Here is a 19,645-nt window from a genome sequence, read left to right as displayed (position 1 = left end):
ACGTCCGATCTATTCGATTTCCTCTTCGAAGCCGAGCTGGTCGAGCACCTCGCCGCAGCGCGCGCACACGTGAGGATGGCGCTCGTTTCCGCCCAGCGTGCGGTAGTTCCAGCAGCGCGGGCACTTCTCCCCCGCCGCGGAAGACACCTCGACGCTCAGTTCGTCGCCCTCGGAAAGCGCAACCGACGAGACCACGAACAGCTCCTCGAACACCGTCGGATCGAAGCCCTGCAGCACCGCGTAAACCTCGCCGGGCGCGACGATGGACACCGCGGCCTCCTGGCTCTTGTTCACCAGCTGGCTCGTGCGCGCATCCTCGAGCTGCTTCATGACGGCGGCGCGCACCTCGAGCACGGTGTCGAAGCGGCGGGCGACCTGATCGGCCTGTTCAGCCGGGATGGTCGGCACGAAGGCGCCTTCCTCGGGCCAGCCGGCCAGCTGGACGTTGGACGGGCGGCCGGCGCGCGCACGCTCGGCCTCGGGGTAGCTTTCCCATACCTCGTCGGTGGTGAACGTGAGAATGGGCGAAAGGATGCGCACCATGACCTCCAGAACGTTCATCAAAACGGTCTGGGCGCTGCGGCGCAGGGGCGAATCGGGGGCCTCGGAATAGAGACGGTCCTTCGAGGTCTCCATGTAGATGGCGGACAGATCGCCCACCACGAAGTCGTAGACGAGGCGGTACACGTTATGGAAGCGGTACTCGTCGTAGGCGGTTTCGACCGCACGGAGCAGCTCGCGCGTGCGCACCATCATCCACTGGTCGACCGGGGTGAGGCCGTCCCATGACGAGACGGCGTTTTTCTGGAAGTCGAAGTCGGAGAGGCTGCCCAGGATGAAGCGCAGGGTGTTGCGGAAGCGGCGGTACGTTCCTGAAACCTGGGCCAGGATATCGTCGGATATGCGCACGTCCTGCGAGTAATCGACGCTTGACACCCAAAGGCGCAGGATGTCGGCGCCGTACTTGCCCGTCACATCGGCGGGATCGATCCCGTTGCCCTTGGACTTCGACATCTTCTCGCCGTTGGCGTCCACCGTGAAGCCGCAGTGCATGACCGAGCGGTACGGAGCGCAGCCGAAGGCCCCCACCGACGTGAGCAGCGACGACTGGAACCAGCCGCGATGCTGGTCGGAGCCTTCGAGGTAGAGGTCGGCCGGCCAGCGCAGCCCCTCGCTCGCGCGGTGCTTGAGCACGCTGGTATGCGACACGCCGGACTCCCACCACACGTCGAGGATGTCCTTCTCGGGAACCAGCTCGTCGCAGCCGCAATGCTCGCAATGCGTGCCCGCGGGCAGGTACTCTTTGGGGTCGCGCGTGAACCAGGCGTCGGCGCCCTCGCGCTCGAACAGATCGATGATGGCGTCGAAGGTCTCGGCCGTCGCCACGGTCTCGCCGCACTTGGCGCATTTGAACACCGGGATGGGAACGCCCCACGAGCGCTGGCGCGAGATGCACCAGTCGGGACGGTCGGCCACCATGGAGCCGATGCGGTTCTTGGCCCAGTCGGGCACCCACCTCACCTGGTTGTCGATGGCGTCCAGCGCGCGCGTGCGCAGGTCGTTTCTCTCCATGGAGACGAACCACTGGTCGGTGGCGCGGAAGATGACCGGCTGGTGGCAGCGCCAGCAGTGCGGATAGCTGTGCGTGATCTCCTTGGCCGCAGCCAGCGTGCCCGCTTCGGTGAGGTAGGCGATCATCTCGGGGGCCACCTCGTCGGTGTCCATGCCCGCGAACCGCTCCCCCGCCTCCTCGGTGAGCTTGCCGTCGTCGTCGACCGGCATGTACAGCGGCACGCCGAACTTCAGCGACACCAGGTAGTCGTCCTGGCCGTGACCGGGCGCGGTGTGCACGACGCCGGTGCCGTCTTCCAAGGTGACGTGGTCTCCGTAGATGAACGTGCCGATACGGTCGGTGCGCACGGGGCACACGTAGGAAAGGCCCGCGAGCTCGGTCCCCTTGTAGCGAACCGGCTCGCCGGCCGCGTCGGACACCACCGACCACTCTTGCCATCCCACCACGCCGGCGACGCGTTCGATCAGCGCCTCGGCCATGAGGTGGTTCTTCCCGTCGGCCACGACCATCACGTAGTCGGCCTCGGGAGCGAGGCACACGGCCGCGTTCGCGGGAAGCGTCCACGCGGTGGTCGTCCAGATAAGGACCCAGGCCGTGCCCTCGGCCCCCGCTTCAGCGAAGCGCTCGGGCATGCTGGTCATCTCGAAGCGGACGAACAGGGACGGCGACGTTTCGTCCGAGTACTCGATCTCGGCCTCGGCGAGGGCGGTGTGGCAGCGCTTGCACCAGTGGATGGGCTTGCGGCCGCGGTACACCGAGCCGTTCAGGTACATCTCCTTGAAGATCTCGACGTTGCCCGACTCGAAGTTCGGCTGGAACGTCAGGTACGGATGCTCCCAATCGGCGTTGACGCCCAGGCGCTTGAAACCCTCGCGCTGGATGCCCACGTACTTCTCGGCCCATTCGCGGCACAGGCGGCGCAGCGTGGGCTGATCGATCGCAGCCATCTTCTCGGGACCCAGCGTGGTCTCCACCATATGCTCGATGGGCTGGCCGTGGCAGTCCCAACCGGGGATGTAGGGCGCGTAGTACCCGCGCTGGGTGCGGCTTTTCAGCACGAAGTCCTTGAGGATCTTGTTGAAGGCATGGCCGATATGGATGGGGCCGTTCGCATACGGAGGGCCGTCATGGAGAATGAACGGCTCGCCGTCCTTGTTCTTCTCCAGCACAGCCTGGTAGATATGCTCCTGCTCCCATTTCAAGAGGCGCTTGGGCTCGTTTTGAGCCAGGTTCGCCTTCATCGAGAAATCGGTTTGGGGCAGGTTCATCGTTGCCTTGTACGTGTTCGCCACCTGATGACCCCTCCTGCATTATCCTCGGCACAGCGCGGTTGCGCGCGCTGAAATAAACCCGTCCAGTATATGCGATAATGCAGTGAACGACGTGCATTTCGCACAACGCGTAGAATTTCGGGCAACCGAGCCGCGGCGGCTCGTCGTTGCAGCAAGCGAAGGGATGAGGGCATATGGATTTCGAACTGGTCACCGATACGAGCAGCAACCTTGTCGACGACGTGATCGAGCGGTTCGGCATCCACGTTCTGCCCCTGCAGTTCACCGTGGACGGCACCGCCTACCAAAGCTACCTCAAGGGCGAGAAGTCCGATCTCAAACGCTTCTACACCATGATGCGGGAAGGCAAGGTGATCACCACCTCGCTACCCATCCTGTCCGCATCCGACAAGACGCTGCGCGGCATCCTCGAAAGGGGAAAGGACCTGCTGTACCTCGGGTTCTCCTCGGGGCTTTCCGGCACCTTCCAGGCAACCGCCCTGCTGCTCGACCAGCTCGCGCGCGAGTATCCCGAACGCACCGTGCTCTACGTCGACACGCTGGCCGCCTCGGGCGGAGAGGGGCTTTTGGTGTACAAGGCCGCCCTCATGGCAAGCGAGGGGGCCTCGATCCGGGAAGTGCGCGATTGGGTGGAGGAGAACAAGCTGCGCCTGGCGCACTGGTTCACGGTAGACGACCTCATGTTCCTGTTCCGCGGCGGCCGCGTGTCGCGCACCAGCGCATGGGCCGGCACGATGCTGAACATCAAGCCCGTCATGCACGTCGACGACGAGGGGCACCTCGTCCCCCTCGAAAAGGTGCGCGGAAGGAAGAAATCCATCCAGGGGCTTTTCAAGCACATGGAGGCCACCGCGCTCGAGCCCGTCGAAGAGCAGACCGTCTACATCACCCACGGCGACTGCCCGGAAGACGCGGAGGCCCTTGCCGACCTCATCCGGAAGCGCTGGGAGGGCATCGACATCACCATCAACTACATCGACCCGGTGATCGGCGCCCACTCGGGGCCGGGAACGCTGGCCCTGTTCTTCCTCGCAACGGGTCGAAAGTAGCCTATATTTGTGTTTTGATTAATAGATCGCATTTTATTAATTAAAACACTTTTCTACTTGTAATCTGCAGGGTTCTTCGAACTTGAACCTGTGGTGTTGCCGCGTGTCCTCATCTCCTTGCCGTAGAGCAGAACGTCATCGCCGAAGCGGTCGCGCACCCGATCGGTCGCGCAGAGCAGCTCGTCGGTCTTGCGCGCATCGCGCGCTTCCTGAAGACGCTCGCGCTTCGCTCCCGGGTACCGCTTCGCTGCGGAACGCGGAGCGCTCGCAAAGCGATCGTCGGCGATGACCGCTGCCATAGGATCGTCGGTCGAGTGGGGCTCGAAGAACGCAGCGGCATCGAAAAGGGACTGCTGGACCGCTCGCTCGTCGAAACCCGTGACGGCCACCCCGACGAGCCGCACGCTCATCCCCTCGTGCCACAGCTCGTCGAGCATCGATTGCAGCATCCTATCGAAGGCGAATTCGCTGTCGGTCGGCTCCGGCAGCCGATGCTGAACGGAGCGGACCGTCCGATCGCCGAATCGGATCTTCAGGGTCAGCGTGCGGCCCTTCAGCCCTTTTCTCCGCAATCGGCGGCCCACCTTCGCCGCCATCGAGCTCGCCGCAGCCAGTATCTCGTCGCGACCGGATGCGTCGATCCCGAACGTCGTTTCGCTCGACACCGACTTCACCTCGTCGTCCGGACCGATGCTACCCGCCTCGACACCTCGCGCCCGATCGAGCATCATGCGCCCCGCCTTGCCGAGCAAGCGCTCGATGCGCGCGTCGTCGGCGTCGATCAGATCGCCCAGCGTCTCTATGCCGGCCGAAATGAGTTTGCGCTCGGCCGCCGCGCCGATCCCGCTCAGCTTCCTCACCGGCATGTCTTCGATGAACGCCCGCTCGGAGCCCGGATACACCACGGTCAGGCCGCAGGGTTTGTCGTAATCCGAAGCGATCTTGGCGATCGATTTGGAGGTGGCCACCCCGATCGAGCAGCTCACGCCGAGCTCTCGGACGCGGCTCTGGATGCGCGCGGCCACCTCGACCGGATGCTCGTCGAAACCGCGTCCGGGCGTCACGTCGACGAACGCCTCGTCGATGCTCACCTGCCGCACATGGGGGGTCTCGTCGAGGAGAATGGCCATGATCTGGTTGGAGACCTCGCGATAGCGGTGAAAGCTGCCTTCGGTCCAGATAGCCTGGGGGCACAGGGCCGCCGCCTGCGACGAGGGCATGGCGCTGCGCACCCCGAACGCGCGCGCCTCGTACGAACAGGTCGAGACCACGCCCCTCCTCTCGGGGCTTCCGCCCACGATGACCGGTTTGCCCCGCCAGGCGGGGTGGTCGAGCTGCTCGACCGAAGCGAAGAACGCATCGAGGTCGACCAGGAGCACGGCGCGGGCACGACCCCAGGGGTACAGATCGGGCTTGACGGGATGCTCCCGCCTACCCTCGCCCTCGTTGTCGCGATGGTTCGCCACAGGCTCCCTTCCCTTTCAGAAACGCCGCGAAACGGCCCTAACGGACCTCGAGCACTTCATAGCCGGCTTCGGTAACCGCAGCCGTCAGAACGTCTTGCGACACGGCCTCGTCCGCCTCGATCGACGCGGTGCCGGACTCGAGGTCCACATCGACGGACGACACGCCCGGCACGGCCTCGAGGGCCTTCTTCACATGGGACACGCAGTGCATGCACATCATGCCTTCGATCCTCATCGTCTTTTCCATCTTCGATTCCTTTCCTTCGCGTTCTCCCCCGCTTGGCAAGGGGGCTTTTACGATCTCCGAAGCGCGCCGGGGGCTCCATCGGCGCAAGCGCAGCGCATTCGACACCACGCTGACCGACGAAAGGCTCATCGCGGCTGCGGCGATCATGGGGTTGAGCGTCACGCCTATGCCCGCAAGCGCTCCCGCCGCAACCGGTATGCACACCGCATTGTAGACAAGCGCCCAGAACAGGTTCTGCTTGACGTTGCGGAGCGTGGCACGCGACAGGCTGATCGCAGCCGCAACGTCGAGCAGGTCGCTGCGCATGAGCACGATGTCGGCACTGTCGATGGCGATATCGGTGCCGGCTCCGATGGCGATGCCCACGTCGGCGCGGGTAAGCGCGGGAGCGTCGTTGATGCCGTCGCCCACCATCGCCACCTTGCCCTCGCCCGAAAGCCGCGCGACGAGCGCCTCTTTGTCGGCCGGGCTGGCGTTCGCCACCACCTCGTCGACGCCTGCGACCTTCTGGACCGCCGCAGCCGTGCGTTCGTTGTCACCCGTGAGCATGATGGTCCGGATCCCCATCGAGCGAAGCTCCGCCACCGCCTCGGCGCTGGTGGGCTTCACGGTATCGGCGACCGACACGATGCCGACGAGCGCACCGGCGCGAGCGAAGAACAGCGGCGTGGCGCCCTCGTCGGCACGCTGGCGGGCACGCGCCGCGAGCGCTCCGACCTCGATCCCCTCGTCCTCCATCAAGCACAGGTTCCCGCCGCAGACGCGCTCTCCCGCGATCTCGCCGATGATGCCGCGCGCCGGGACCTGGGAGAACCCTTCGACTGGAACCGGCTCGGCGCCGTTGCGCTGCGCATACGCGCAGACCGCGCGGCCGAGGGGGTGTTCCGAGCGCGCCTCGAGCCCCGCCGCGATCGAAACGAGGTCCGAATCCGCGACGCCTTCGGCCGCATCGAGGGCGACGACTTCGGGAACACCCGAGGTCACCGTCCCCGTCTTATCGAGCACCACCGTCTTCACGTCGTGGGCGCTCTGGAGCGCCTCGGCGGACTTCACCAGGATACCGTTGCGCGCGCCGCGCCCGGTGCCCACCATCACCGCAGTCGGCGTGGCGAGCCCCAGCGCGCACGGGCACGAGATGACGAGCACGGTGATCGCATGGACCAGCGCGTCTTGGAAGCCCGCGCCCAAAACCAGCGTCCAGATGGCGAACGCGGCAAGGGAGATCGCGATGACCACGGGGACGAACACGCCGCTCACCTTGTCGGCGAACTGCTCGATGGGGGCCTTGGTGCTGGTGGCCTCGTCGACCAGCCTGACGATCCCCGCCAGCGCGGTGTCGTCTCCCACCCGCTCGGCCCGCATGACCACGTATCCGCTCGCGCAGATCGTCGCCCCGATAACGGGGTCGCCTGCGGCCTTTTCGGCCGGGACCGACTCTCCCGTGATGGCGGACTCGTCGAACGCGCCGGCGCCCTCGACGATCGCGCCGTCGACCGGAACCGCCGCGCCCGACCTGACGACCAGGCGATCGCCCACGCAGATCCGCTCAACCGGGACGCATTCCGTGGACCCGTCGGCGCACAGGCGCTCGCCCGTCTTGGGCGCGAGCTCCATAAGCGACGACAGGGCGTCGGTGGTGCGCAGCTTGGCCCGGGCCTCGAAGTACTTCCCCAGCGTGATGAGCGTGAGGATCATGGCGGCGGACTCGAAGTACAGGTCCATGCCCGCCATAACCGCCTTGTCGAGATGGCCGAGACCCAGGTGGTACTGGATCTGGAACAGCGCGTACACGCCGTATACGGTAGAGGCTCCCGACCCGAGCGCGATGAGGGAATCCATGTTCGGCGCCCTGCGGGCAAGCGACCTGAAGCCCGTGCGGAAGAACCTGAAGTTCACGGCCAGCACCGGAACCAGCAAGATGAACTGGGCAAGCGCCAGGATCCCGATGGACTCGTCCGCTTTCAGCGCCGCGGGAAGCGGCCATCCCAGCATGTGGCCCATCGAAAGGTAGAACAGCGGCACGGTGAAGACGACGGACACGAGCAGCCGCCGGAGAACGGCGCGCTCCTCTTGCGCCGCCGGATGCTCAGAGCCGTCCGGCGCGCCACCCGGCCCGACCCCGGAGCCGGAACCCGGTTCCCGCAAGCGCGCGCCGTAACCCGCTTTGCCGACCGCGGCGCTAACCGCCGCCGCATCCTCGGAGCCGTCGTCGAATTCCACCTCCATGCTGTTCTTCAGGAGGTTGACCGAGACGTCGCGCACGCCCGCAACGCTGCGCGCCGCCTTCTCGACGCGCGCCGAACAGGCCGCGCACGTCATACCCGTCACATCGAAGGTCCGCTTCATGCCGATCACCCGCCCTACGACCGCGAGAAGCGGCGCATGAGGCCCAGCACCTCGTCGACCACTTCGGTGCGACCCTGCTGGATCTGCTCGACGACGCAGGTTTCCATGTGGTTCTTGAGCACCATCTCGGACACGCTGCGCACCGCGCTTTGCGCTGCGGCGAGCTGGATGAGCACATCCCCGCAGTAGCGGTTCTCGTCGAGCATGCTCTTCACGCCGTTCAGCTGGCCTATCGCACGGTTCAGGCGCTTGTTCAGATCGGCCACGAACGCATCTTCGCGCGGCGTCGCCTTCATGCGGCACGGGCAGGCCTGCGCCTCGCGGGCCCCGGCACGCCCTTCGATCGCTTCTTCCATGATCCGCCTTTCATTCGGCTCCGAATGAAGACAACATACCCCCAGAGGGTATATAGATCAAGCGGCGAACCGCTGGGATCCGCCGCGTCATCGAACCGTTGACGGCCCGTCCTCCAGACGCGCCGGCCGCCGAGCTCCAACGACCGCCGAGCGCCCAGGCTAGTTGAACTTGAACACCTTGCGGGCCAAGCGGTATCCTCCCAGCCCGATCCCCCGGCCCAGACGCCCGGGAAGGTTCATCCCGACGTTCAGCGGGCTTCTGCGGATGCGCCCGTAGGTCTCGGGGCGCACCTTGTTCAGATAATCCCACGTATCGGCGAGCTTGCGGTTCGATTCGGGCGTGTCGATCATGCGCAGGAACACGGCGCAGATGCACATCATCATCGACAGGTAGTTGCACAGATACGCGCGCAGGCGGGGCGAATCGACCTCCTTGTCGATGGCCACCTGGTCGATCATGAGGCGCGTCACGCGCAGATGCTGGTCGATGCGGCCCTTCATCACGTCCTCGTTCACACTTTGGCCCTCGCGCCCGATGAAGTACCGGTACATGTCGACGTTGAAGTACCGTATGGTGCGCACATGGGGCAACGGCACGTACACGAAGATGTTGTCCACGTAGAAGCAGTGCTCGGGAAGCACGAGCCCGATGTCGCGCAGCATCTGCGTGCGGTAGATGACCGAATGCATGAGCAGGTACTGGCTGGACTTGAAGCGCCCGACCTCGTCCCAACCGAACTCGCGGCCCTCGGGAAACACGTTCGCGTAGTCCATGACCGTATGCTTGCCTTCGAACACCTTCTCGTAGACGTAGTTCGCAACGACCATATCGGTGGCCTCGGAGCGGCCCGCCTGCTCGCGCAGGTACGGCATGATGGTTCGCATAGCCGCCTCGTCCAGCCAGTCGTCGGAGTCGACCACCTTGTAGTAGAAGCCCTCGGCATGGGCCAAGCCCGTGTTGACCGCCGATCCGTGACCGCCGTTGTCCTTATGGATCGCACGGATGACCTGCGGATGGCGCGCCTGCCATTCGTCGGCCTTCTCCTTGGTGTCGTCTTTGGTCGAGCCGTCGTTCACGATGAGGATCTCGATATCCTCGCGTTCGTCGCAAAACGCGAGGATCGATTCGATGCACTTATCCATGTACTCGGCCGAGTTGTAGCACGGCAACGCAAAAGAAATCGTTTTCACGAACAGGTCCCTTCGGAAGTCAGATGGAAACGGGCGCAAGCGGCCGCAAACCGCCGCGTGTGCGCTCATCGTCTATTCTAACGGGTAAACGCGTCGACGACGGGCTACCATATAAAGCGTACAGAGCAGACTGCGCGCAGCGCGCACGCGATCGCGGCCGCTTGCGCCGTCCTGCACGATCGACCGATCTTGAAAGGGGTCGCCATGTCCCGCTTCCTCGACCGTATGGTGGCGCAGGCGCGCACCGGAAAACAGACCATCGTCTTGCCCGAAGGCGAAGACCCGCGCACGCTCGAAGCCGCCGAGCGCATCCTCGCCGACGGCGTCGCCAACCTCATCATCCTGGGAGACGCCGCGACGATCGAAGCGTCAGGACGCGATCTGGGCTCCGCCACGCTCGTCGACCCTGCGACCTATCGGGACAAAGGCGAACTCGCCCGACAGCTCTTCGAACTGCGCAAAGCCAAGGGCATGACGCCCGAGCAGGCCGCCGAGAAGGTCGAAGACCCCCTCTACCTCGGCGTCATGATGGTCAAAGCGGGAATCGCCGACGGCATGGTGGCGGGCGCATGCCATTCCACCGGCGACGTGCTTCGCCCGAGCCTCCAGATCCTCAAGACCGCACCGGGCGCGAAGCTGGTCAGCTCGTTTTTCATCATGAGCGTTCCCGATTGCGAGCTGGGATCCGACGGGACGTTTCTGTTCTCCGACTGCGGGCTTGAGGTGCAGCCCGACGCCGAGGGCCTCGCCAACATCGCCGTGAGCTCCGCCAGGTCGTGGGAGGCGCTGATGGGAGTCGAACCCGTCGTCGCGTTGCTGTCCCACAGCACCTACGGATCGGCTAAAAACGACGACTCCGCCAAGGTAGTGGAAGCGGTGTCGATGGCCAAAGAGCTCGCTCCCGACGTGAAGATCGACGGGGAGCTGCAGCTCGACGCGGCCATCGTCGAGGCGGTCGGTTCCTCGAAGGCGCCCGGATCCCCCGTCGCCGGAAAGGCGAACTGCCTGATCTTCCCCGATCTCGATGCGGGAAACATCGGATACAAGCTGGTCCAGCGCCTCGCTCGCGCCGAAGCCTACGGCCCGATCACCCAGGGCATCGCCGCCCCGGTGAACGACCTGTCGCGCGGCTGCAGCGCATCGGATATCTACGGCGTGGTCGCCATCACCTGCGTACAGTGCCAGAGCCGCTCGGCGTGAAACCGGAAAGTGCCCTTCTCAAAGCGATGAGCGCCGCATAAGGTCGCAGTGCGCCGCAAACATGAAAAAAGGCCGAAGCCTTCAAGCTTCGGCTTTTTTTCATGTTTGGTCCCGCACACTGCACGCAAACGGACCACCATGGATGAATCGCGCACTACCGGGGAGTCGAGAAGGAGACGGCGTGCTTCTCGTGGACCAGGTCGTAGGTGTCGCGCGCGATCATGTACTCCTCATCGGTGGGAATGATGATGATGCGCACCGGCGACGAGTCGGTGGATATCTCGCGCTCGTAGCCGCGCTCGCGGTTGCGCGCCTCGTCGAGCACGATGCCGAGCGGCTGCAAACCGGCGAAGATGAGGCGGCGCATCTTGTCGCAGTTCTCCCCCACGCCGCCGGCCAAAACGATGGCGTCCACGCCGCCCATAACGGCGATGTACTGCCCGATGTGCTTCTTCACCGACTGAGCGTACATCTCGTAGGCCAGGATGGCGCGGGCGTCGCCCGCCTCGGAGGCCGAGCGGATCGAGCGCAGGTCGTTGCTGATGCCCGATACGCCCAGAAGGCCCGACTTCTTGTTCAGGACATCGTCCATCTCGGCGGGCGCGAGGCCCTCGTGGGCCATGAGGAACGTCACGATCGCGGGATCGAGCGCACCCGAGCGCGTCCCCATCATCAAGCCGTCGAGGGGCGTGAGGCCCATGGACGTGTCCACCGCGATGCCGTGGTCGATGGCCGTCACCGAGCAGCCGTTGCCCAGGTGACAGGTGATGAGCTTCAAATCGGCCAGGGGCTCGTCGAGCACCGCTGCGGCGCGCTCGGCGATGTAGCGGTGCGACGTGCCGTGCGCTCCGTACTTGCGGATGGAGTACTTCTGCGACAGCTCGTAGGGAATGGGGTACATGTAGGTGCGTTCGGCAAGCGTCTGGTAGAACGAGGTGTCGAACACGGCGACCATGGGAACGCCGGGGATGTGGTGGCGGCACGCCCGGATGCCCATGAGGGCGGCCTTGTTGTGAAGGGGGGCCAGCTCGGCCAGCTCGTCGATCTTCTCGATGACGTCGTCGTCGATGATCACCGAGCTATCGAAGTACTTGCCGCCCTGAACCACGCGATGCCCCACCGCGTTGATCTCGGAAAGCGAGCCGAGAGGGGCGTCGTCGCCTTCGACGAGGGTTTTCAGGACGATGCTCATCGCCGCGTCGTGGTCGGCCATGGGTTCGGAGATGACCGTCTCGTTGTCGTCGATGCCGTGCTTGTGGCTGGCCTCGTCGGTACCCACGCGCTCGCAGAGCCCCTTCGCCATAACCCGCTGGGTCTCGACGTTGATCAGCTGGTATTTGAGCGATGATGAGCCTGCGTTGATAACGAGAACGTTCAAGGATGCCCCCTTGTTTTCCTCGGCGGATACCGTCGTGGAACTAGTTTAATGGGGCGTATGTCGTTTCACTAAAGCCGCACACACGATTCGGCAAGCGGCAGGGCCGCCCGCCCGCAGCCCGAGCGGGCGGCCCCGTTGGGTGAAGCGATGGTGCGAAAAGCGCTACAGAGACGGATCGCCGCTGTTCATGGGCGCGCCGCCCAGCACATGCACGTGCAGGTGGAACACCGTCTGCCCCGCATGGGCGCCCGTGTTGACCAGCGTGCGGAACCCCTGCTCGCGCACGCCCTTGATGTCGGCCACCTTCTCGACGGCGGCGAACAGGTGCCCCAGCTCTTCGACCGGGATCCCCGCGGCGATGTTGTCGTAGTGGTTCTTGGGAACGATGAGCGTGTGCACGGGCATCTGGGGGCTCACGTCGTCGAACGCGTACACGTACTCGTCCTCGTACACCTTGGAGGAAGGGATCTCCCCCCTGATGATCTTGCAGAACAAGCAGTCGTCTCTCTGCATGGCTCGCCTTTCGTCTCGCATCGGCCGTCAGCCCTATTCTACAACGGGCGCGGGCGGGAAGCGGCTAGGAGAGCGTGGTGTCGCGCGCCTCGTCGTCCTTGTCGCCGCTGAGCTCGCCCATCAGCACTTCGACCTTCTGCTGGGCTTCGCCCAAACGACCCTTGAGGGCGCGCAGCAGCGCTACACCGCGCTCGTACTTGACGAGGCTCTCCTCGAGTTCGAGGGTGTTGCTTTCCAGCATGCCCACGATCGAGTCGAGCTCGGCCATGGCCTCCCGAAACGAAAGCTCTTCGATGGGCCTCATATCCTCAGACATTCCTGATCCTTCCGACGATGGTTCGACAGGGCGCCCGCGCAGCGGCGCCTTAGCTGATAGGCGGTTTCGGGGAACCGTCGCGCCCGACGCCGACGGCTTCGCAGGCGACGACGCCGTCGGCGACGGTCACTTCCAACCGCTCCCCCGTTTCGACCTGGGAAACCGATCGGACGACCGACCCCGCGGCGTTCCTGGTGATCGAATACCCGCGCGCGATCACGTTGAGCGGCGACAGGTCGCTTAGACGCGCGGCGGCCAGCGCGATCTCGCGCTCGCGGCGGTCGAGCAGGTCCCTACCCTGGCGAGCGATAGCATCCCCCCTGATCGCGACGTCGCGTTCGCGGCGGGAGACGGCCTCGCCCAACCCGGCGCGCAGCCGGTTCTCGAAATGGTCGATGGAAAGCGCATCGCCGGCGAACAGCTGCATGGTGTCGGAAAAGACCGGGCGCGTCTCTACGCGGGCGAGATGCGCGCTCGCGAACTCGATGCGCGACGAGACGCGATCGGCAAGCGCTTTCGACCTGATGCTGAAAGCGTTTTGCAGGTATTCGCGCGACGGGCTGACGGTTTCGGCCGCCGCCGTGGGGGTGGAGGCCCGAAAATCGGACACCATATCGGCGATGGAGTTATCGGGCTCGTGCCCGATCCCCGTGACGACGGGCACCGGGCAGGCGGCGATGGCGCGGGCGAGCTGCTCGTCGTTGAACGGCATGAGGTCCTCGTACGACCCGCCCCCGCGCACGACCAGCACCACTTCGGCTCCCGCAGCCGCGACCGCCTCGATTCCCTGGATGATATGGGAAGGCGCGCGCTCCCCCTCGACCGGGACGCCGGCCAGAAGTACGTCGGCGATGGGGAAACGGCGGCGCAGCGTGCGCATGACGTCGTGGACGGCCGCGCCGCGCGGCGACGTGACCACGCCGATGCGCTCGGGGTACTTGGGGATGGGGCGCTTGCGCTCGCGCGCCATGAGCCCCTCGGCTTCCAGCTTGCGGGCCAGGTTGGCAACGCGGATCCTCAGGTCCCCCTGTCCCGCCACCTGGATGGAGGACACGTCGAAGTTCATGCGCCCCTTCGCCACGTACAGGGTGAAGCGGCCCACCACCTCGACCAGCATGCCCATCTGGAGCTGCACGCCCGACGCGGCGTAGCGGTTGTTCCACATCATGCAGGGAAGCGCGGATTTGGCGTCCTTGATGGTGAAGTAGGCGGCCTTGTAACCGGGTTTGACCGAAACCTCGGACACCTCGCCCACGATCTTGACCGTGAAGGACTCGAGAGCGGTTTTGGCCAGCCCCATCGCCTCTGAGACGCCGAGGGCGTCGGAGGCGGGGGCTTCGGTTGCGAAGGGGCCGCCCATGGCTACTCGCTTCTCTGGCTGAGCAGCCACACCAGCTGGAGGATCGAGGTCAGGGCCGCGGCGACGTAGGTGAGGGCGCAGGCGCGCAAGACGTCGAAAGAGCCCTTGCGCTCGGTCTCGGGGAGGTTCACCGAGCCCATATAGGCCATGGCCCGGCGCGACGCGTCGAACTCGACCGGCAGGGTCACGAGGCTGAACAGCACCACGACGGCGTACATGATGATGGCGAGGTTGACGAAGCCCGCGACGTTGAGCGCGATACCGATCATCAGCAGGAACACCCAGGCGTTCGAAGCGGCGTTCACCGCGGGCACGATGGCCGTGCGCAGCTTCATGGGCGTGTAGTCCTGGGCGTACTGGTAGGCGTGCCCGCACTCGTGGCAGGCGGTTGCAGTGGCCGTCACCGAGCGCCCGTCGTAGACGTCGGGAGACAGGCTGATGGAGTTCGAGCGCGGATCGAAGAAATCCTGGCCCTCTCCGCCGCGATGCACGTCGACGCCCTGGATACCGTAATAAGCGAGCATCCTGCGCGCCGCCTCGGCTCCGGTCATTCCGTTGGTGACGGGGACCTTGGAGTAATGCTTGAGCCGATTGTTCACGTAAAACGTCGCTCCGGCTCCGATGGCGATCGTCGCGGCGATGAGCAGCAGATAGCTCATGGAAAACATGGGGCGGTCCTTTCTCGATTGCACCTGCGCATGTCGTTCGCACCGATTATAGCGAAGCGGGCGCCTTTCCTCCGAGCGCCTTCATCACAACAGACCTTTGTCACCGCGCCGACACGGGAGGTTAAGGGATCGTTAAGGTAGGCGCACCGGCCTCAGAACCGATCGACGCGCACCGAGCCGTTCTCCACCGAAAGCGCGATCCTCCCGTTCAGAAGATCGAGCAGCTCCGCCCCGATCAGCTCGCGGCGCCACCCGCGCAGGATCTCGACGTCGTCGCAGTACCCGCGGGCGATCTTGGTCAGGTCGTCGTGGCTGGCAAGCGTCGGGATGGCGATGTCGTTCTCGCGCGCCCGCATGCGCACGATGGCCATCATGAGATCGACCTGCATGTCGACGTTGGGCTCGCTTTTCGACGGATTCCCCGAGTCGGGCCAGGTGCTGGCCGGCGCGTTCATCGCCGATGCGACCCGCGAGATGATCGTGCGGGCGTCGCGCACGTTCAGCCGCTCGCGCATGCCGCGGACCATGAACAGATCGTCGATGGTGCGCGGCTCGCGTTTGCAGGCCTCGACGATCTGCTCGTCTGACAGGACCCACTTGCGGGGTATGTTGCGTTCGCGCGCGGCGGCTTCCCGCCAGGCGGCCATCTCGCGCGCAGCGGCCATCTGGCAGCGCGACAGGGACGAGACGTGCTTCAGCCGGCGGAACCGTTCGCGCTCGTCAACCTCGTAGCGCGACGGGTCGGACAGCTCGGCGAAATCGTTGCGCAGCCACTCCAGACGGCCCTTCTCCTCCAGACGGCGCTTCATCGTCGCGTAGATCTTGGGAAGGTAGACCACGTCCTCTCCCGCGTACTGGATCTGGGAGTCGGACAGGGGGCGGTGCGACCAGTCGGTGAACGAGTCCGCTTTCTTGATCCGCACCCCGCACAGGGCCCCCACCAGCGACCCGTATCCGATCTGCTGGGTGTGCCCTAAAAGCGCTGCGGCGATCTGCGTGTCGAACACAGGCGAGGGCAAAACGCCCACGTTGCGGTACAGAAGCTCGAGATCCTGGTGACCCGCGTGAAAGATCTTGACGATGCGCTCGTCGACCAGAAGCGGCGCGAGCGCGGTGATGTCGGATACGGCCAAAGGATCGATGATGACCACTTCGTCATCGGTGGCGATCTGCAGCAGACAGAGCTTCGCGTAGTAGGTTTTCTCGCGGAGGAACTCGGTGTCGATCGCCAGAAGCGAGGAATTCGCAGCCCGTTGGACGAAGGAGACAAGCTCGTCTTGGCTTTCTATGTACATGCAGACAGATCCTCGCCTTGCTATATCATGGGAACAACTCGGATCATTCTACCAAAACGAGGGCCGCTCGATGAAACTGCTCGTTATCAACAACTTGAAGGCGGGATACGCCGACGGGGCCATCTACGACTACGTGCGCTTCGTCAACAAAGACGCCGACGAGATCTGCATCCGCTCGACCGACGGCTTCATCGACGCACAGGCCCTGCTCCACGATGCCGCCAACTTCGATGCGGTGGTGGCGGCCGGCGGGGACGGAACGGTGGCGACGGTGTCGTACCATCTGGCGAAGACGGGGATACCCATCCTCCCCTTCCCCGCAGGCACCGCGAATCTCCTGGCGAACAACCTGCTTGCCCCCATAGAGCCCTACGCTCTGGCCACCATGACCCGCGATATGCGCACGCTCGATTTCGACCTGGGCGAGATCGAGGTGGCCGGAGAGAGGTTCGGGTTCGGGATCATGGCCGGCGCAGGGTACGACGCCACCATCATGCACGACGCGCGTCCCTCGAAAAAGCTTCTGGGCCCGATGGCCTATTTCCAGGCGGCCGTGTCCAACCCGCTGCCCAAGAAGTCCCACCTCACCATCGCGCTCGACGACCAGACCATAGAATGCGACGCGCTGGGGGTCCTGCTGGTCAACTTCTCGAAGATCCAGTTCGACATCACGGTCACGCACGAGAACCTCCCGCGCGACGGGTCGCTCGACGTGGTGATCCTGAAGGCGGAAAACGCCTTCGGGCTGCTCCCCGCGCTGTTGGCGGGTTTTCTGGATCGAGACGGGGAGTTCCCCGACCGCACCGATTCGCTGGAGATCCACCGCTCGAAAACCGTGCACGTGCAGGCCGATCCCCCCATGCACATCCAATACGACGGAGAGACCCCCGGGCTCACCACGCCCTTCTCCGCCCGTGTGATCGAAGAGGGGGCGCGGTTCATCCTGTCCGAAAACGGCTTCGACCGGTTCTGCGGCGCAGGGCCGCACAGCCGGCCGAAGCGATAGGCCTTCGGCAGCGCGTTAGCGCGACTCGGGGGAATTCTCCTCCAGCCACTTCTTGGCGTTGGAGTTGTAGCGCATCTGGATGAACTCGAGCACCACCGCGAACACCATGGCGAAGTACACCATGAGCTTCTCCACGTGCATGTCGAGCAGCTCGATGTCGGTGTGCAGGCCCATGGAGTCGAGCACGAGCAGGATGCCGATGACCGAGATGAACACGAGCGCGAGGATCTTCATCTCAATGTGCTTGTTGATGAAGTCCGAGATGGCGTCGATGAACACCATCATCAGCACGATGGCGATGAGGACGGCCAGGATCATGATGATCAGGTAGTCGGACAGGCCCACGGCGGTGATGACCGAGTCGATGGAAAACACCAGGTCCATAACCATGATGGTGCCGATCGCCTGGCCGAGCGCGAGCTTCTTCACATGCCCGCTCGCACCCTCTTCGTGCTTCTCTTTCAGCTCGTCGAGGCGAAGCAGGCTGCGCAGCTCATCGATGCCCTTGTAGATGAGGTAGGCGCCGCCCAGAAGAAGGATGATGTCGCGCACCGAGAACCCGTGCGAGAAGAAGCCGAGGTCGATGGTGAACAGCGGCTGGATCAAGTGCGTGAGGAAGGCGGCGACGCTTAGGAACAGCGCGCGCATGAGGAAGGCCCCCGCCAGACCCAGCTTGCGTCCCAGATGCTGCTGGGATTCGGGCAGGCGGTCGGTTGTGATCGTGATGAACACGATGTTGTCGATTCCCAGCACGATCTCGAGGAACGTGAGCGTGATCAGGGCGATCCACGCATCGGGCGAGGCGAATATCGAAAGGTCGAACATCGAGGCTCCTTGTCTTGTCTCATATCGGTGCAGCCCGGGGCGAGCATAAAAAAACTCGCAGCGCCTCCGCGAACGGAAGCGCCACGAGTCTCGTTTTTTAAGGAGTGCCAGGCCCGAAAGCCATGATGTTGACACAACCCGCAAGCACGCTTGCGCTAACTACTCCCCCATGGGCGGGATCATCCTAGCACGCCTGCGGTTTCAGGCCAATGGTATAATGCGCACTGCACAAAACCGCTAGGAGTCGCCCTGTGAACATCGAAGAGATACTGCACGGTCAAAGCGCCCACCTGGAGCGCGCTTACGACACCGAACACGAGGGCGTCCGCTACCTGGACGGAAGCTCTTTGAAGCGCCCGAGCCGCCCCACCGGGCCGGCGCTCGCGTTCATCGGAATCGTCGTCGCCGCGGGAATCGTCCTCGGCGGCCTGTTCGTCAACACGACGGTGATCGAACCCCTTCGCGCCAGCGAGGACGCCTCGTCCGCAGTCGCACGAAACCTCGCGAAAGAGCCTTCGATCGCAAGCCTTCCCAAGCTCGCTGAAATGGCCACCCTCAGCAACGACGAGATCAAGAAGGCGTTCGACGATGCCGGATACACCTATATCGCCCAAAGCGAGGAGGGCGACAGCGACCTGACCCTGTACAAGCTTCCCGCCGACACGTCGTCTGCCGCCGCGTCCCTCATGTACTTGAAGGGGTTCTCGGCGCTTAACGCAGGCGAGGCTTCCAAGCTCATGAACGGCGGATGGCTGTTCTCCGCCGACCGAACCACGAACAGCATGGTGGTTCGCTATGCCGACTTCGCATCCGGCAGCGTCGAGGCCGCCGTGCGCTCCGCGATCACCGCCCAGGGATTCGAGGCCGACTCGGTCACCGATACGGGAACCGACGAAGCCGGCAACACCTTCACCGAAGGCGAGGTCTCCGTCGAGGGGACCGATTACGTCTGGAAGGTGTCGGGCATCCAGCTTTCCAGCGTCTACGACATAGCGGGGCTGCCGGAAACCTCCTGCTACATCGGCATCCGTCTAACGAAGGCGGCTTAGCCGGCCCTGCACTCATACGACCCGCACCCACGCAACGCGAGGCGCGGAGCCGCGCCGGGGAACCGTGGGCCGGGGGCTGGCCCGCCTCCACCGGGAAGGCCCCCGGATACGCGAGAGGGGCCCCGGGAGGGGCCCCTCTCGGGGTCTTTTCTGGAGGCGACGCCCGGATTCGAACCGGGGGTGAAGGCTTTGCAGGCCTCTGCCTTACCGCTTGGCCACGTCGCCGGGGATGAAGCAAGGGGCCGGCCACGCTTGATGGCCGGCCCCGGGAAGACGGTGGAGCGGACAACGGGGTTCGAACCCGCGACCCCCACCTTGGCAAGGTGGTGCTCTACCAGCTGAGCCATGTCCGCGTCACGGGTGACCATGATACGCGACCGGGCGGGGGCGCGCAAGAGCGAAATTTGACGAGCACACAGAGTTCATCATCGGTAAAGGGCGAAACGGTCGCTTCCTTCGAATCTAGTCCTCGGTATTGCCGAGAATCTTATTCGCGGCGTATATACCGCTGATGC

Annotated in this window: 16 protein-coding genes and 2 tRNA genes; 4 read left to right on the top strand and 14 right to left on the bottom strand. The window is 64.6% G+C overall.

What is annotated here, in order from left to right:
- Positions 1-9: 9 nt before the first annotated feature.
- Positions 10-2,865 carry an isoleucine--tRNA ligase gene (gene ileS / locus JI75_RS03590; protein WP_039688816.1) on the bottom strand — a complete coding sequence of 952 codons (2,856 nt, stop codon included), beginning with the start codon at positions 2,863-2,865 and terminating at the stop codon, positions 10-12.
- Positions 2,866-3,038: 173 nt separating this feature from the next.
- Here ileS and JI75_RS03585 point away from each other — a divergent pair, with 173 nt between their 5' ends.
- Positions 3,039-3,914, top strand: coding sequence for a DegV family protein (locus JI75_RS03585; RefSeq protein ID WP_039688814.1), 876 nt, complete (start codon positions 3,039-3,041; stop codon positions 3,912-3,914).
- Positions 3,915-3,967: 53 nt separating this feature from the next.
- On the opposite strand, the gene dinB is transcribed toward JI75_RS03585, so the two are convergent.
- The 4 genes from dinB to JI75_RS03565 form a co-directional block, all read right to left on the bottom strand.
- Positions 3,968-5,380 carry a DNA polymerase IV gene (gene dinB / locus JI75_RS03580; RefSeq protein WP_240993216.1) on the bottom strand — a complete coding sequence of 471 codons (1,413 nt, stop codon included), beginning with the start codon at positions 5,378-5,380 and terminating at the stop codon, positions 3,968-3,970.
- A gap of 37 nt (positions 5,381-5,417) precedes the next feature.
- Positions 5,418-7,973 carry a heavy metal translocating P-type ATPase gene (locus JI75_RS03575; RefSeq protein WP_039690451.1) on the bottom strand — a complete coding sequence of 852 codons (2,556 nt, stop codon included), beginning with the start codon at positions 7,971-7,973 and terminating at the stop codon, positions 5,418-5,420.
- A 14-nt stretch (positions 7,974-7,987) separates the two neighbouring features.
- On the bottom strand, positions 7,988-8,329 hold the full coding sequence (locus tag JI75_RS03570; protein ID WP_052241562.1) for a metal-sensing transcriptional repressor: 342 nt from the start codon (positions 8,327-8,329) through the stop codon (positions 7,988-7,990).
- Between the two features lie 159 nt (positions 8,330-8,488).
- Positions 8,489-9,520: a glycosyltransferase family 2 protein gene (locus JI75_RS03565; protein WP_039688812.1), complete on the bottom strand. Its 1,032-nt coding sequence runs from the start codon at positions 9,518-9,520 to the stop codon at positions 8,489-8,491.
- A gap of 204 nt (positions 9,521-9,724) precedes the next feature.
- On the opposite strand from JI75_RS03565, the gene pta reads away from it, so the two are divergent.
- Positions 9,725-10,720 (top strand): phosphate acetyltransferase, encoded by a 996-nt coding sequence (pta, locus tag JI75_RS03560; RefSeq protein WP_039688811.1) that lies wholly within the window; start codon positions 9,725-9,727, stop codon positions 10,718-10,720.
- Between the two features lie 154 nt (positions 10,721-10,874).
- On the opposite strand, the gene JI75_RS03555 is transcribed toward pta, so the two are convergent.
- The 6 genes from JI75_RS03555 to rnd all read right to left on the bottom strand — a co-directional run bounded on the left by JI75_RS03555 (position 10,875) and on the right by rnd (position 16,250).
- On the bottom strand, positions 10,875-12,098 hold the full coding sequence (locus JI75_RS03555; RefSeq protein WP_039688809.1) for an acetate/propionate family kinase: 1,224 nt from the start codon (positions 12,096-12,098) through the stop codon (positions 10,875-10,877).
- Between the two features lie 162 nt (positions 12,099-12,260).
- Positions 12,261-12,611: a histidine triad nucleotide-binding protein gene (locus JI75_RS03550; RefSeq protein WP_039688807.1), complete on the bottom strand. Its 351-nt coding sequence runs from the start codon at positions 12,609-12,611 to the stop codon at positions 12,261-12,263.
- Positions 12,612-12,675: 64 nt separating this feature from the next.
- Positions 12,676-12,927: an exodeoxyribonuclease VII small subunit gene (gene xseB / locus JI75_RS03545; protein WP_039688805.1), complete on the bottom strand. Its 252-nt coding sequence runs from the start codon at positions 12,925-12,927 to the stop codon at positions 12,676-12,678.
- A 49-nt stretch (positions 12,928-12,976) separates the two neighbouring features.
- A complete protein-coding gene (xseA, locus tag JI75_RS03540; protein ID WP_240993215.1) occupies positions 12,977-14,317 on the bottom strand; it encodes an exodeoxyribonuclease VII large subunit in 1,341 nt (446 codons plus the stop codon).
- On the bottom strand, positions 14,290-14,955 hold the full coding sequence (locus JI75_RS03535; protein WP_039688801.1) for a zinc metallopeptidase: 666 nt from the start codon (positions 14,953-14,955) through the stop codon (positions 14,290-14,292). Before JI75_RS03535 ends, xseA begins: the two co-directional genes overlap by 28 nt.
- A 152-nt stretch (positions 14,956-15,107) precedes the next feature.
- Entirely contained in the window at positions 15,108-16,250 is a 1,143-nt protein-coding gene (gene rnd, locus JI75_RS03530; protein ID WP_039688799.1) for a ribonuclease D, read from the bottom strand.
- A 70-nt stretch (positions 16,251-16,320) separates the two neighbouring features.
- On the opposite strand from rnd, the gene JI75_RS03525 reads away from it, so the two are divergent.
- The gene (locus tag JI75_RS03525; protein WP_052241561.1) at positions 16,321-17,256 is read left to right on the top strand and encodes a diacylglycerol/lipid kinase family protein; all 936 of its coding nucleotides are present in this window, start codon (positions 16,321-16,323) and stop codon (positions 17,254-17,256) included.
- A 15-nt stretch (positions 17,257-17,271) separates the two neighbouring features.
- Here JI75_RS03525 and JI75_RS03520 read toward each other — a convergent pair whose 3' ends face one another.
- Positions 17,272-18,081, bottom strand: a complete 810-nt coding sequence (locus tag JI75_RS03520; RefSeq protein WP_039688797.1) for a TerC family protein — start codon at positions 18,079-18,081, stop codon at positions 17,272-17,274.
- Positions 18,082-18,332: 251 nt separating this feature from the next.
- On the opposite strand from JI75_RS03520, the gene JI75_RS03515 reads away from it, so the two are divergent.
- Positions 18,333-19,130 carry a hypothetical protein gene (locus JI75_RS03515; RefSeq protein WP_052241560.1) on the top strand — a complete coding sequence of 266 codons (798 nt, stop codon included), beginning with the start codon at positions 18,333-18,335 and terminating at the stop codon, positions 19,128-19,130.
- Positions 19,131-19,281: 151 nt separating this feature from the next.
- Here the strand turns inward: JI75_RS03515 and JI75_RS03510 are convergent.
- Positions 19,282-19,355, bottom strand: a tRNA-Cys gene (locus JI75_RS03510).
- Between the two features lie 52 nt (positions 19,356-19,407).
- Positions 19,408-19,483, bottom strand: a tRNA-Gly gene (locus JI75_RS03505).
- Between the last annotated feature and the right edge of the window lie 162 nt (positions 19,484-19,645).

This window comes from Berryella intestinalis (genome assembly GCF_000814825.1).
In the GTDB taxonomy this organism is placed as follows: Bacteria; Actinomycetota; Coriobacteriia; order Coriobacteriales; family Eggerthellaceae; genus Berryella; species Berryella intestinalis.
This window is presented reverse-complemented; position numbering and strand designations above follow the sequence as displayed.